The following is a 13,841-nucleotide window of genomic DNA, read 5'->3' as shown; positions in this document are numbered from 1 at the left end:
TGTTAGTTATAGGGAGTGTTAGCAGTTGAAGACAGCGTTAGTAACAGGTGCAAATGGTGGGTTCGGTAAACTCATTGCGTTAGAATTAATAAAATCTGGCTACTTTGTCATTGCGGCGATGCGTAATAGAAAAAAGCAGGCTGAACTAATAGAAGAAGTCACAAAACTTCAACTAGAGCATTTTTTGGAAGTAGTTGAAATGGATGTGACAGACGAAAATCAAATTCAAGAAGTAACTAGCTGGATACATTCGCGTTTTAATAGATTAGATGTATTAGTGAATAATGCAGGTTATTCACAAGGGGGATTTACAGATCACTTAGCAATGAAGGAATGGAAGGATCAGTTTGATGTAAACTTCTTTGGAGTTATTCAAGTTACGAAGAATTTACTTCCCCTTCTTGAGCAGTCAGAGACAGCGAAAATAATAAATCTAAGTAGTGTAAGTGGTATTTTAGGTTTTCCTGGAATGGGTCCTTATAGCGCTTCAAAGTTTGCGGTCGAGGGATATAGTGAAAGTCTAAGATTGGAACTTCTTCGTAAAAATATTTTCGTTTCCGTCGTAGAACCAGCTTCCTATAAAACAGGTATTTGGGAAAGGGGCTTGGAGATAAGCGCAACTATACCTAGAGAAGATAGATTTAAAAACAACACATTGGCATTTGCCAAACGAGCATATGAAAATGCTGGAGATCCAAATGAGGTAGCGGTATTAATTAAAAGAATATGTGAAACAAACCGGCCGAAATTCAGATATACAGTTGGAAAAGGTGCAACGTCATTGCGGTATATTAAGAAATTCATACCGTGGTCTATTATCGAGAAGTCTGTGATAAATAGGCTGAAGTAATAGGGGAGGGACATGAATAACTCTATCAAGTAAATTTGGAATACAGGCGATGGAAATCCTGCCCTGGGAATGGGGATATATGCCCTTGGGTGGGGAATATGAGCCTGCTCTGGAAGAACATCGTCCCTAGCAGTAAGGATATACATCCTCGCGGAAAATAACATTGTCCCTTATCCAAGGATCATGTCTCCCGCGAGAGTTTATGCATATTTTCAGTGCTTAAATATTGTTCGTCTATCCTGTGCTATAAGAGATAGTTTTATCTTGTTCTTCTTGCTTATTTTACCTCGTATTGTCCCATCATACCGGCGTCTTCATGCTCAAGGATATGACAATGGTACATGAAGATACCTTTGTTTTTAAAGTTTGTAATGATTCGAACGGTTTCTCCTGGATGAACGAGTATCGTATCCTTCCAGCCAGATTCATTGGCGGCAGGAGGGTTTCCATCCCTGTCTAAAACTTGAAACTGGACCCCATGTAAGTGGAATGGATGTGGCATACCACCCTGTGTACCTGTTCGTTGATTCGTAACTTCCCAAATTTCCGTATCCTTCCAGTTTACTACTTCATCAATTCGTGACATATCCATCGTTTTATCGTTAATGGTGAGTGTTGCGCCTACACCAGCCATTACCATCTCTCTAGTAGCAGCTGAGCTGTCAGGAGCTAATTTCTCAATTGTTGTAAGCTTTTCTGGGATTGTAAAGACATCAGTTTCTTCATCTATTACAACAAATTTCATTAATTCTACATCTGATTCTGATACGGTTTTTGCCAAGTCTGATCCTGTGTCAACTAATTGAATACTGTCACCAGATTCTAGCTCTGAAAAATCTACTAAAATTTCAGCACGTTCTGCAGGGCTCATTCGAATAGAGTCCATTTCAACAGGCTTTTCCAAAAAACCACCATCCGTTGCGATTTGATAGAAGGATTGCCCATTATTCAACTCAAAATGATAAGTCCTACCATTTGAACCGTTCAGTAAACGTAAACGGACCATGCCCTTTGGCACTTCTAAATATGGTGAAATTGCCCCATTTACTAGGAAGGCATTACCATAGAGGCCCATCATAATATCATTCATCCCTGGGTCATACTTCATATTCCCACTAGCATCTAACCTTCTATCTTGTATGATTAATGGAATATCATTTACGCCATAATCTTTCGGGATATCCAGTTGATCCGATACCTCATCCTCGATAATGAATAGACCAGCCAGTCCTTCATAAACTTGCTTGGCAGTCATATGCATCATATGTGGATGGTACCATAGAGTGGCAGCTGGTTGTTCAATGGTAAACTCCGGCTCCCATGTATCACCTGGCAGAACGCCGGAATGTGGGCCACCATCGTTTTCACCATCAACTCGTAGGCCATGCCAGTGTAAAGTAGTAGCCTCATCTAAATCATTTTTCATTTTTACTTTCACTTGTTGACCCTCGCGCACTCGAATTACAGGACCAAGATAATTCCCGTTATATCCTAATGTTTCTGTTTCAATGCCATTAAAGAATTCACTTGTACCGTTTTGAGCTGTTAAATGGAACTCAGCTCGATTTGGGTCAGGATTAACGTCCTCTAATAAAGGTGGAATAGGTAAGGGGTGTGAAACCGCTAAACTAGATATATCATCTGTTTTTGTTTCAGGTGAATCATCCTGTACGATATTTTGAAATAGGAGGAATGCACCTGCAAGTAGGAATACAATTACAACGCTATAGATATAAAGCTTCTTCATTACGACTTCTCCAATCTAGTAAAATCATCATTCTTCCTATTGTAGCGTAAAAATACAGTTCATTAAGAAGGAAATCTAAAAGATTTATGACAATCAATCATGGTTTTCATGAACCCATTAGTTTATATTACATATTTCAATTGGGCAGTTTTCACAATAGATGGCTGTTTTTAGATATTCGAGATTTTTGATTAATATCTTTCCAGATTGTTCAGTGGAGAGAATATCAAGTTTACGTAAATCTACTAACATTCGATTTACACTTTCTCGTGTTGCACCACAGAAATTAGCTAAATCTTGATTGGTCAATGTTATGTCAATCAGGATACCGTCTTCTAGTATAGTCCCGTAACTATTAGACAAGCGAATTAATGTAGAATAGAGTGCCCCTTTCTTCCCGTTAAATAAGAGATCTCTTAGTTTAGATTGATATTTTCTTAGTTGAATACTAGACCACTTCATGTATTCTAATGCTAGATTGGTATTTGTAAGAAGGGCTTCTTCAAGTTCCCCCTTTGATATGACAAGAACCTCACCAGCAGACAATACTTTTCCACTTAATGTGTATTGGGGATCAGGGCTGAAAAGTGATAATTCTCCAACTAAATCATGTTGGCTGCAGATTCTTAAAGTTATTTCTTTTCCATCCGCATTCAGCTTGGAAATTTGGATGAGACCAGATTGGATGTAATATATCTCATTTGCTTCTATACCTTCTTGAAATAGATAGGTGTCTTTTTGCACCCTTTTTATAGTACTGATGTTCCTTATAAGGTCAATTAATGGGTGTGGGATAGTTGGAATCGTACCGCTTTGTGATCGTATTAGGAAATTAGCTAGCATTATACATTCCTCCAAATAGAGTAATAGACCATTACCTATAATATTACCATTGCGTAGAAATCTACTACTTCTATATTCAGTACGATATGTTGAAGGTTTCGTGACAATATAAAGAACTTTTATCTTTACATGACAATATGCCTAATTATTATTCGACAAAAAAAGACAATGACAGGTCTTTTTCACTATGCTAAAATTTACGTTGTGAAAAAGATTGAAAAATTTGAATTTATGATGACGAAACTATTTAAAAAGGAAGAGAATAAGGAGGATAATAGATTGAATAAATTTATCAAGCGTGTTGGAACGACCTATCTACCAGTTGAAGATCCAAGAGTTGCATCTGATTGGTATCAAAGCAAACTAGGAGCAGTAGAAAATTATCAAGATGAGGATAAGGCAATATTGGATTTCGCTCATCAAAGTATTTTTCTTGTTAAAGCTCCCGCTGGAGAAAAAAATAGTTTTAAAGATGCAAAGGGCAATGAGCATTTTGCATTAACGTTTGAAGTAGACGGGTTTGAACAACTAAAGGAGTTCCATGCTTATCTAATGGAGAACGGAGTAGAAGTGGGAGAAATTGAGGACAGAGGACACACTGGTAATAACTTTGTTTTTTATGATTTAGATGGTAATAAATTTGATGTGTGGAGTGAGCTTAGCTCTACTTACAAAGAGTTATTAGGTATATAATATTAAAAGAGATCTATTAAGGTTTTGACCCGAGAAAAGTTGGATGAAGCATAATCATTCAGGGATCAATCCGCTAATAGATCTTTTTAAATTTATTAGTTCATTAGGGTTGTTTTTAGTGGAACTGTATTTTCCCATGCTTTCCCAATTTGAAATAGTAAAGCTTCAGATAGATGGTTCCCCATAAATTGCATTCCTACAGGAAGACCTCTTTGGTCAAGTCCCATCGGAACAGAAAGACTTGGTATACCTGTTAGATTAATAGGAGCTGTAAACGGCATAGATTTTCTCACAACTTCTAAATTTTGCTCTATCCAATCTTCGCGATAGGCAGGTGTTGTCATCGGAACAGTTGGTCCAAGTAGAATATCTACGTCGGAAAATGCTTGTTTCAATGCTTTAACCATTTTCCTTCGTGCTTGCTGGGCTCTAACATATTGTGGTGCTGCTGTTAAAGCACCTGATAAAAAGAAACTTCTGATGTCGACTGAATAATCCTCTGAATACTCTTTTAACCATTCATAATGAAAGGTAGAAGCTTCTCCAGTTACAATAGCATAGCCTGCATAGGTTGCCATTTCTAGTTCCGGAATCTCCATCTCCTTTATTTCAGCTCCTAGTCTTCTAAGCGTGTGAATAGCTTGCTGGAAGAGCTTATCTACATCAGGGTCTAATCCTCTTAAATAATAAGTAGGAATTCCGATTTTTACACCATTCATCCCTTTATGAAGATTCTTCATATAATTAGGAATCCTAACATCTAGACTTGCTGGGTCCTTCCCATCAAATCCAGCCATGTATTGTAGCATTAGAGCCAGATCTGAGACAGAACGTGCCATAGGACCTGCAGTATCTAAGGACCAAGCTGTAGGGATGACTCCAAATGTACTTATAAGTCCATAGGTAGGTTTAAGCCCATAGACTCCACACATAGCAGCCGGTAAACGGATAGATCCAAATGTATCGGAACCAGTTGTAAGAACAGCTAGACCTGCAGCAAGGGAAGCTGCTCCTCCACTACTTGAACCGCCTGGCATATAACGAATATTCCATGGGTTACGCGTTGTCCCATAATAAGGATTTGTGCCAGTAGATCCAGCGGCTAGTTCATGCATGTTTTGTTTACCTAACATAATACTCCCTGCACCGAGGAGTTTCTTTACAGTAGTAGCGTTTTGTTCTGGAATGAAATTAGCGAATAGTTTGGAACCATCCGTTGTTCTAATTCCTTTCGTAGCATAGTTATCCTTAATACCGATTGGAATTCCGTGCAGTGGACCTTTGTAGTCACCACGCATAATATCTTTTTCTGCCATTGTTGCTTGTTTTAACGCTATTTCTTTGGTCGGGGTTATATAGGTATGAAGGGTGGGGTCTGCTTGGTCAATACGTTTGAAAATATGTTTGGTTAACTCTACTGGTGACAGTTGCTTAGACTTGATGAAGGATCCAAGCTCACTTGCCGTTAAATAAGAAATATCTGTCACTGTAATAACCTCTTTTCGACAACGGTAATAGGGACTTCTGTGTTTATGTTAGGGAACGCTAGTAGCGAGTTTTGTGCGTGTAATAGTGTGTTTAATGTGCTTTGAATATACGCGATGTCTGATGGATAAACAGGTAATCCTTGCAAGTGTAATCTCTCTTGGATAAGGGTTGTATCATTCATGAAAACTCCCTCCTTTATGGGTATTAATACTATATGTAAGGGTAAAACTAAGGTGCAAAATGTAGTATTGATGGTTCTAGGACTACTTGTTACTACATAAAAATATAAGTGGTATACAAATAACCAAAAAGGTGGGTGCCAACAACATGGATGACAAATCATCAAGAAATCAAAAGCCTCCTACTGATCCCAAACAGGAGCAATTAGATCAGTATCGTATATCGAATAAGGATAAGCCAATGACGACCATGCAAGGCAAGAAGCGATCTCAAGATACAGATCAATTAAAAGCGGGAATACGGGGTCCTTCCTTGCGACAAGACTACGAGTTTTTTGAAAAGATGTCCCATTTTAACCACGAAGAAATACCTGAGAGAGTGGTACATGCAAGAGGTTATAGTGCACATGGTGAGTTCGAATGCTATGAATCGATGAAACACGTTACTAGAGCTAAGTTCTTATCAGAGGCGGGAAAAAAGACGCCACTAACTATTCGTTTCTCCACTGTGCAAGGACCTAAAGGCTCCTATGATACAGCTAGAGATTTACGTTGTCAGGGTGTTAAACTATATACAGAAGAAGGAAACCTGGATTTAACTACTATTGCTATGCCAGTACTAATTAACCAAGATGCCATGAAGTTCCCAGATGCGATGCATGCGTACCAAGCGAAGCAGGATGATGATATACCAACTGCTACAGGTGCACATGACCATTTTTGGGATTATGTAGCTAATAATCCTGAGTCTATTCATATGGTGACCTGGATTATGTCTGATCGTGGTATTTTACGAAGCTATCGAATGATGGAATCTTGGTCTATTAATACGTATCTATTTGTGAACGATCAAGGTAAAGCCACATTTATGAGATATGTTTGGAAACCAGTACTTGGAGTTCATTCGCTACTACAAGATGAGGCATTAAAGATTGGTGGATTGGACCCTGACTTCCACAGAAAAGATCTTAGAGAGGCGATTGACAAAGGTTTTTATCCTGAATATGAATTAGGTGTTCAACTAATTCCTTTAGAGGATGAATTTAAATATGACTTTGATGTTCTTGACCCTGCTAAGTTCTGGCCAGAAGAGCTTATTCCTGTTCAAATTATTGGTAAGATGACACTGAATAGAAATATTCAAAACTATTTCACAGAATCAGAGCAAGTTGCATTTAACCCTGCAAATGTTGTTCCAGGTATAGATTTTTCTAATGATCCTGTTTTACAGGGAAGATTAATGGCGTATAGAGACACACAACAATATCGACTTGGTAGTGCCAATTATGATGAGCTACCAATAAATCGATCACTTTGTCCTTTTCATAACAATACGCGTAGAGGTGTTATGAGACAGCGAATTGATGTCGATGAAGTAGATTACCATCAAAATTCTTTAGCAAATAATACACCTTATACAGTACCCCCAGAAGAAGGTGGATATGAATCTTATCCTAAGAAAGTCGAAGGGCACGTCATTCGCGCTAGAAGCGATTCGTTTAAGGATTACTATTCACAAGTAAGAATATTTTGGAATAGCTTGACACCTATCGAGAAGCAGCATACCATTGAAGCATTTAGCTACCAATTAGGAAAAGTTAAAAGTGAATCTGTCCGCCAACAAAACGTAAATTTATTAGTTAATGTCGATAAAGAACTAGCTACAATTGTAGCTGATAACATCGGTGTGGAACCACCAAGTGGAACTCATGTACCAGTCTCAACGAGTTTCGCTTCTCTAAGCCAATACAACACTCCTCGTTTTGCGGCAACACAAAAGGTCGGGGTTCTGATAGGAAATGGTTTTAATGATACGGAGGTTACCAATACACTTAACTTATTACAAAGCTCGGGTGTATTCTTTACGATTATCAGTGAAAAACTTGGCACGGTGACTGGAGCTAATGGTACAAAATTGAAAGTAGATCAAACCTTCCTTACAGCTAGTCCGTATTTAGTTGACTCACTTTATGTTGTTGGAGGGAATTTTAAGAATCAGGCAAAATCTCAAGCTGATCTCACAAGCTTCGTACATGTTGCTTATAGTCATTTTAAGCCGATTGGTGTTGCTTCAACAGGACAATCGTATATACAGCCATCTGGAAATAATAATTTAGCTGGCGTTGTCTTTGCTTCAAACACGCAAAACTTTGGTAAAGAATTTATCGATGCGATTTGTCAGATGCGCTTTTGGGAAAGAGTTTAATAAAAATGGAGAGAGCTGGTATTGCTCTTTCCATTTTTATTATTCATGCAAATTATGAAGACAAAGAACTGTCAAAACTCTATTCTGTGTAAAATACTCTGAACTAGTTTATAATCAAAGTTAGTAAAATATATACTATTTGGATTGAGTTATTCTATAGAAACAAACTTATAAAATTAGGAGTGGTAACCATGGGTTTACACATTACAGAAGAAGCAGCAAATTGGTTAAAGGATGAAATGGGTCTTGATAATGGGGACTATGTACAGTTCTTTCTGAAAATTTACGGAGGCATTGCTACCAAACATCCGAATTATTTTTTAGGTGTGTCAGTCGGTTTAGACGGAGAGATGGGGATGAGCCAAGAAGTAGAAGGAATTACATTTTATTTCAATGAGAAAGATGACTGGTTTCTAGAAGAATATGATATGAAGGTTAAAATGGGCGAGCAAGAAGTTGAATATGAGTTTAACGAGAGAGGGTAAATAAGAAAACCCTAGTAAGGACATAATAATCCTTGATAAAACATTAGGAGGGTTATCATGTCTAAGGAAAACAAGAACATGAATCGAGATACAGGTAAACAAAAGAATCATGGCATTAAATATAACACGGAACCTGAGCGAAATGGGAAACACGATGTAGAAATTTCGAGTGAAAGTGAATTTCTAAATATAAACGGTAAGAAAAATAAACGCAAGCGAGATGAGGGATAGGTGGATGGTGGAGCTTGTTTTATCGTAACAGGCTCCATTTAGGATGCCTAAGTATTGTCGTTCCGGATTGTGTGTTTTTTCACAAATAGATATAATAGAGAGAGAAACTGTTTAAAGGAGAGGCAACATGAAAATTGGAATTGATAAAATTGGATTTTATACACCACATATATTTGTAGATATGGCTAAACTTGCCCTAGCAAGAAATGTAGAACCTGAGAAATTCACAATCGGTATCGGCCAAAGTAAAATGGCAATTGCTCCTATTACACAAGATTCGGTTACATTAGCAGCTAATGCTGCCCTTTCTATCATAGATGATGAAGACCGCGAAAAGATAGATCTTGTTATCTTTGGATCGGAATCAGGAATCGACCATTCGAAATCTGGAGCAGTTTATGTTCATCAGCTATTAGGGTTAAATCCTAATGCTAGAGCAGTTGAATTAAAGCAAGCATGTTATGGTGCAACTGCAGGAATTCAAATGGCAAAAGGACATATTGCATTAAATCCTGATCGCAAAGCATTAGTTATCGGAACAGATATTGCACGCTATGGATTAAACACATCAGGAGAATCAACCCAAGGAGCTGGTGCAGTTGCTATGGTTATCAGTGCAAATCCTAGAGTGATGGAATTAGAAAATCACAATGTTTACCTAACGAATGATATTATGGATTTCTGGCGTCCAATTTATTCGGACAAGGCATTCGTGGACGGGAAGTTCTCAAATGAACAGTACATTTTATTCTTTAATAAAGTTTGGGAAGCCTATAAGGAAAAAACAGGACTAGTTCTAAGTGACATGGAAGCTATTTGTTTCCATCTTCCATATACAAAAATGGGACTAAAAGCATTACGTACAGTGTTGGAGGAAGCACCTGAGGATGTTCGAGAGCGTCTTTTAGCCCATTACGAAGCTAGTACAACATATAACCGTAACGTAGGTAATATTTATACAGGTTCCTTATATTTAAGCCTATTATCATTATTAGAAACAAAAGAAATCAAAGAAGGATCAAGAATCGGGATGTTCAGTTATGGGTCTGGAGCAGTTGGAGAATTCTTCACAGGTATACTTCAACCAAACTATCGAGAGTATCTCAATATTTCGGGACATAAACGTCTATTTGCTTCTCGTCAAGAAGTGTCTGTCGAAGAATATGAAGAAATCTTTGAGAAAACATTACCGAATGATGGATCAGATATCGACTTAGATGTTTCCAAGGATCCTGCTGCCATTTGTTTAAGTGGTGTGTTAGATCATAAACGTCACTATGTAAACAAATTGCATAAATAAATCATAGACACCTTGAGGACACAAGCATTTTGTGTCCTTTTTGTTACCGACTATGTTTTTAGCTTGTATGTCTTATTTTTAAAGGTGGAAAATATAAAAGAAAAAACTTGAGGAGGCAAAATGAAAATACGAATGGAGATTACCTATAAAACCCCAAAAGGCACGGAAACGGTTTTTATTTCCGATGAGATGAATCCGGAGAAAGCTTTATTATTGGCAGAGGATTTAGAACGAACAGGTCGGGTAAAAAACATGATATTCTATGATAACCATGATACAACATGGATGTTTAAAGAGTTGAAAAAATATGTAAATAGCGTGGAAATGGAACCCCATAATATAGTCGTGTTTTTTGATGGAGGTTTTGATGTAGAGTCAAAAAAATCAGGTCTCGGTTGTGTTATTTATTATGAACAAGATGGTAAACAACATCGAATCCGTAAAAATGCTCAAGTGGATGAGTTAAATACAAATGGGGAGGCGGAATATGCCGCTCTTCATCTGGCAATAGGGGAGTTAGAGTTACTAGGAGTACACCATTTGCCAGTATCCTTTACAGGAGACTCTCAAGGAGTAATTAATCAGTTAAAAGATGAATGGCCATGCTATGAGGAAGAATTATTACGTTGGATTGATCGAATTGAACAAAAGCTTGAATCACTTGGCCTATCTCCAGAATATAAGCTTGTTCCTAGAAAGCACAATAAGGAAGCCGATCATTTAGCTACTCAAGCATTACAAGGTGTGGAAATATTTAGTAATAGTGTAGTGGAATAAGGTCGTAACAGTTATGTTACGGCCTTTTTTCATAGGTACTGAATGAATCAGGCTAATCGCGCTGGTTTACTATCTTTACAAATAGGAAGATATCGTTAACAATAATACAGTAAACTGTAATAGGAGAGTATCATATGACACAATACTTATCACTTGAGGACATTCGAGTAAAATGTGAAAGACTAATGAATGAATATGAAATAGATGAAGATAAATTTTTCCGAATAGTGGAAGGCTGGTCAGAAGCGGAAGTCTTAACTGAGGAAAAGCTCATCGCGAGTTTTACAGAATTATTAGAAGTTGTTAGCTCGGAGATTACTAGTATGGAAGACCATGTTGGTTTATCAGTAACTTGCCGTTCTGGCTGTGCTTTTTGCTGTTATTTTCCGATAATCATTAATGAAATGGAAGCAAAATTAATGCAAAAAGCCATCGATGCCTTTCCTGAAGACCGAAAAAAGCAATTAGAAGAGCATCTCAATCATTACTATCAGAGCTATGCTACAAATTTAAAATCGATTAAAGAGCTAGATTTTGAGAATGATACCGATTTTAAGATGAACTATCGAAAACTAATCATGCCATGTCCCTTATTAAATACAGAGACGAATCAATGTATGGCATACGAAATACGACCTATTCCATGTAGAACATATGTGAATTATACCAATCCTAAGGTTTGTGCGGATAATTTGATGCCGAAGGAAACCATTAGCTTTGAATTTTTATATGGAGAGTATATGGGTGCATTAAATGAATTCCTTCAATTCTTATATGAGGAAGGGGATACCGGATTTATTCAGTACCCCGATGATCTTTATCGTGAGGACTATTTAGTAAATTGGTTGAATAGATAATCCTAAATCTGTTTTCAATGAGCACGGATGAACAGGATGTTCTACACTTCATTCAGTAAACTTGAATTAGAAAAGGGAGGTTGACTTGTGGAGAGGCTTCAAAGAATGATTGATAGCATTGAATTTATAGAAATGAATTTGGAAGAAGAGCTAAAAATAGAGGAAATTGCTCAAAAGGCCTTCATGTCCAAATTTCACTTTCAGCGAATGTTTAGTATGTTAACTGGTTTTACTGTTAGCGAATATATTCGTAATCGACGCTTGACAAAAGCAGCTCAAGAGTTAGTGAATTCAGATGTCAAAATTATTGATTTAGCATTGAAATATGGCTATGAAAGTCCAGAAGCCTTTACGAAGGCTTTCCGTAATATTCATGGTATTAGTCCATCTATAGCCAAGAAACAAAGTCATACTTTGAAAGCTTATCCAAAACTTTCCTTTCAAATTCAGTTAAAGGGTGATGTAGAAATGGATTACAAAATTGTTGAGAAAGAAGCTTTTTCTGTAGTGGGTAAGAGTATACGAACCACGACTGTAGGTGGGGAAAACAATCGTAAAATTGCAGAGTTTTGGAATGAAGCAAACTCGAATGGTTTTTCATCACAACTCGCCAAAAATTGTGGGCCGCTTGGTTTGTTAGGTATTTGCTTCGAATATGATAAGGAAATGGAAAATTTAACTTATCTCATTGCGGCAGAAAAGAATATGGAGAGTGTACCGACTGATTGGGAAGAAAGGATAATTCCAGCTGCTACATGGGCAGTTTTTCCTGTAAATGGTCCTATGCCTGGTGCGATGCCAAAAGTGTGGCAAAGAATTTTTTCAGAATGGTTTCCTGCAACAGGCTATGAACATTCAGGTGGTCCTGAGATGGAGGTGTATCTCAGCGATTCAGACCCTTCATCAGCTGACTATTACAGTGAAATCTGGATTCCTATTAAAAAGTAAATGGTTAATAAAACAAGTACCTAGTATAATCTAGGTACTTGTTTTTTAAGCAAATTATAAGGTTTCCTTAATAAACATGCACGGTTCACCTTTATAAATCATACTTAGATTGTGCATGGCTCTTGTACATGCGGTGTAGAAAAGAGTTCGATCAGCCTCTTGATGATAGTGATTACTTGAAGCATCTGGAATAATAACCGCATCAAACTCAATCCCCTTAGCCAAGTATACAGGAAGCGTAACAATACCCTTTTCAAATGAATACGTTTCTTCTGTTAATTGCTTTAGCTCGATTTGATCCTTTAGTAATGAGAAGACTTGGTTACTCTCTTCCAGTGTTTTACATATAATTGCAATCGTTTCATAGTTTTTGTTTTTAAATCTGTAATAAATTGAATGATTGTATCTGCTAAATCTTCCTTATTGCTCAATTGTAGGACACTAGGAACATCCCCTTCTCGTTCAAAGGGTTCAATTATTTCTCCACCGGGAGCGAATTTTTTCGTGAACTCCACAATTTGTTTTGTAGAGCGATAGCTTTTCGTAAGTAGAATTCGTTCATGTTTTTCATTGATAGATTCTGGAACCAATGGATTATCAGTTGAAGCATACGTATATATAGCTTGGTTAATATCGCCTAAAAGTGTAAAACGAGTATATGGAAACAATTCTTTTATAAAGGCAAATTGAAAGGCAGAATAATCCTGTGCCTCATCAATAAATAAATGGCGGATCGCTCGCTGTGATTTATCGCCAATCATTTTATCTCTAAAATATCGATATGGGGCTGCATCTTCCCAAGTTAGAAATCTTTTATCTAAATTGGATACAGAGAGTCCTCGAATAGTTTCCCATTCATCGACTAGTATGTGCGGCTTCCATGATACGAACATTTGACGATAGGTCGCAAGAGTATGGACAAAAGCATATCGTTTTACCTGTTTACGGATTGGTGCGAATTGCCGTTTAACAACTTCTTCACGCAGAATATCTTCTTCTAGACTAAAATCATCTTCATCCACAAGTTGGTTTTTATAATATGCTTGTAGAAAATCCTCTTTATCCAACAGCTCGACTTCTTCCAGTACCCAATCCTTCGATTTTTCCTTTTGTTGATGGATACGTAACTCCTGTAGGATCCATCTGGAAACTAACTCCATACGATTTGGAATCGCGATATTTTTATCAAGTGAATAGAAATAATCTGAAATTTCTTCTTTTGAAATTAAGGTAGAAT

The 13,841-nt window shown here is 37.3% G+C and carries 15 protein-coding genes; 9 read left to right on the top strand and 6 right to left on the bottom strand.

Annotated elements, in window-relative coordinates; genetic code table 11:
- The first annotated feature begins 25 nt into the window (after positions 1-25).
- Positions 26-850 (top strand): SDR family oxidoreductase, encoded by an 825-nt coding sequence (locus tag G5W_RS0101285; protein ID WP_010093542.1) that lies wholly within the window; start codon positions 26-28, stop codon positions 848-850.
- Positions 851-1,127: 277 nt separating this feature from the next.
- Here the strand turns inward: G5W_RS0101285 and G5W_RS0101280 are convergent, their stop codons facing one another.
- Together G5W_RS0101280 and G5W_RS0101275 are read right to left on the bottom strand one after the other, a co-directional pair.
- A complete protein-coding gene (locus G5W_RS0101280; RefSeq protein ID WP_010093540.1) occupies positions 1,128-2,597 on the bottom strand; it encodes a multicopper oxidase family protein in 1,470 nt (489 codons plus the stop codon).
- A 117-nt stretch (positions 2,598-2,714) separates the two neighbouring features.
- Positions 2,715-3,440, bottom strand: a complete 726-nt coding sequence (locus tag G5W_RS0101275) for a Crp/Fnr family transcriptional regulator (protein WP_010093538.1) — start codon at positions 3,438-3,440, stop codon at positions 2,715-2,717.
- A gap of 279 nt (positions 3,441-3,719) precedes the next feature.
- Here G5W_RS0101275 and G5W_RS0101270 point away from each other — a divergent pair, with 279 nt between their 5' ends.
- Positions 3,720-4,133: a VOC family protein gene (locus G5W_RS0101270; RefSeq protein ID WP_029190962.1), complete on the top strand. Its 414-nt coding sequence runs from the start codon at positions 3,720-3,722 to the stop codon at positions 4,131-4,133.
- Positions 4,134-4,228: 95 nt separating this feature from the next.
- On the opposite strand, the gene G5W_RS0101265 is transcribed toward G5W_RS0101270, so the two are convergent.
- Both G5W_RS0101265 and G5W_RS0101260 read right to left on the bottom strand, forming a co-directional pair.
- On the bottom strand, positions 4,229-5,620 hold the full coding sequence (locus tag G5W_RS0101265; RefSeq protein WP_010093534.1) for an amidase: 1,392 nt from the start codon (positions 5,618-5,620) through the stop codon (positions 4,229-4,231).
- A complete protein-coding gene (locus G5W_RS0101260; protein WP_010093533.1) occupies positions 5,617-5,802 on the bottom strand; it encodes a hypothetical protein in 186 nt (61 codons plus the stop codon). The genes G5W_RS0101265 and G5W_RS0101260 overlap by 4 nt, the downstream gene beginning before the upstream one ends.
- 146 nt (positions 5,803-5,948) lie before the next feature.
- Here G5W_RS0101260 and G5W_RS0101255 point away from each other — a divergent pair, with 146 nt between their 5' ends.
- The 7 genes from G5W_RS0101255 to G5W_RS0101225 all read left to right on the top strand — a co-directional run bounded on the left by G5W_RS0101255 (position 5,949) and on the right by G5W_RS0101225 (position 12,604).
- Positions 5,949-8,006 (top strand): catalase, encoded by a 2,058-nt coding sequence (locus G5W_RS0101255; RefSeq protein WP_010093529.1) that lies wholly within the window; start codon positions 5,949-5,951, stop codon positions 8,004-8,006.
- 191 nt (positions 8,007-8,197) lie between these two features.
- Complete coding sequence (locus tag G5W_RS0101250) at positions 8,198-8,491, top strand: HesB/YadR/YfhF family protein (protein WP_010093527.1); 294 nt, start codon at positions 8,198-8,200, stop codon at positions 8,489-8,491.
- 57 nt (positions 8,492-8,548) lie between these two features.
- The gene (locus G5W_RS23915; protein WP_010093525.1) at positions 8,549-8,722 is read left to right on the top strand and encodes a hypothetical protein; all 174 of its coding nucleotides are present in this window, start codon (positions 8,549-8,551) and stop codon (positions 8,720-8,722) included.
- 127 nt (positions 8,723-8,849) lie between these two features.
- Positions 8,850-10,022, top strand: coding sequence for a hydroxymethylglutaryl-CoA synthase (locus G5W_RS0101240; RefSeq protein WP_010093523.1), 1,173 nt, complete (start codon positions 8,850-8,852; stop codon positions 10,020-10,022).
- A 120-nt stretch (positions 10,023-10,142) separates the two neighbouring features.
- A complete protein-coding gene (locus G5W_RS0101235) occupies positions 10,143-10,799 on the top strand; it encodes a ribonuclease H family protein (RefSeq protein ID WP_010093521.1) in 657 nt (218 codons plus the stop codon).
- A 134-nt stretch (positions 10,800-10,933) separates the two neighbouring features.
- Positions 10,934-11,656 carry a YkgJ family cysteine cluster protein gene (locus G5W_RS0101230; protein ID WP_010093519.1) on the top strand — a complete coding sequence of 241 codons (723 nt, stop codon included), beginning with the start codon at positions 10,934-10,936 and terminating at the stop codon, positions 11,654-11,656.
- Between the two features lie 87 nt (positions 11,657-11,743).
- A complete protein-coding gene (locus tag G5W_RS0101225; protein WP_010093517.1) occupies positions 11,744-12,604 on the top strand; it encodes an AraC family transcriptional regulator in 861 nt (286 codons plus the stop codon).
- 54 nt (positions 12,605-12,658) lie between these two features.
- Here G5W_RS0101225 and G5W_RS24805 read toward each other — a convergent pair whose 3' ends face one another.
- Both G5W_RS24805 and G5W_RS21865 read right to left on the bottom strand, forming a co-directional pair.
- A complete protein-coding gene (locus tag G5W_RS24805; protein WP_420178097.1) occupies positions 12,659-12,898 on the bottom strand; it encodes an ATP-binding domain-containing protein in 240 nt (79 codons plus the stop codon).
- Positions 12,899-12,906: 8 nt separating this feature from the next.
- Positions 12,907-13,841: UvrD-helicase domain-containing protein (locus tag G5W_RS21865; protein WP_010093515.1), on the bottom strand; the 935-nt coding region annotated here is incomplete at its 5' end.

Source organism: Ornithinibacillus scapharcae TW25, assembly GCF_000190475.1.
Taxonomy (GTDB): domain Bacteria; phylum Bacillota; class Bacilli; order Bacillales; family Amphibacillaceae; genus Ornithinibacillus; species Ornithinibacillus scapharcae.
This window is presented reverse-complemented; position numbering and strand designations above follow the sequence as displayed.

Bases quoted from the DNA above. Each gene is read 5' to 3' on its own strand.
- G5W_RS0101275 (WP_010093538.1), bottom strand. From the start codon at position 3,440: ATGCTAGCTAATTTCCTAATACGATCACAAAGCGGTACGATTCCAACT.
- G5W_RS0101240 (WP_010093523.1), top strand. From the start codon at position 8,850: ATGAAAATTGGAATTGATAAAATTGGATTTTATACACCACATATATTT.
- G5W_RS23915 (WP_010093525.1), top strand. From the start codon at position 8,549: ATGTCTAAGGAAAACAAGAACATGAATCGAGATACAGGTAAACAAAAG.
- G5W_RS0101280 (WP_010093540.1), bottom strand. From the start codon at position 2,597: ATGAAGAAGCTTTATATCTATAGCGTTGTAATTGTATTCCTACTTGCA.
- G5W_RS0101260 (WP_010093533.1), bottom strand. From the start codon at position 5,802: ATGAATGATACAACCCTTATCCAAGAGAGATTACACTTGCAAGGATTA.
- G5W_RS0101235 (WP_010093521.1), top strand. From the start codon at position 10,143: ATGAAAATACGAATGGAGATTACCTATAAAACCCCAAAAGGCACGGAA.
- G5W_RS0101250 (WP_010093527.1), top strand. From the start codon at position 8,198: ATGGGTTTACACATTACAGAAGAAGCAGCAAATTGGTTAAAGGATGAA.
- G5W_RS0101230 (WP_010093519.1), top strand. From the start codon at position 10,934: ATGACACAATACTTATCACTTGAGGACATTCGAGTAAAATGTGAAAGA.
- G5W_RS0101255 (WP_010093529.1), top strand. From the start codon at position 5,949: ATGGATGACAAATCATCAAGAAATCAAAAGCCTCCTACTGATCCCAAA.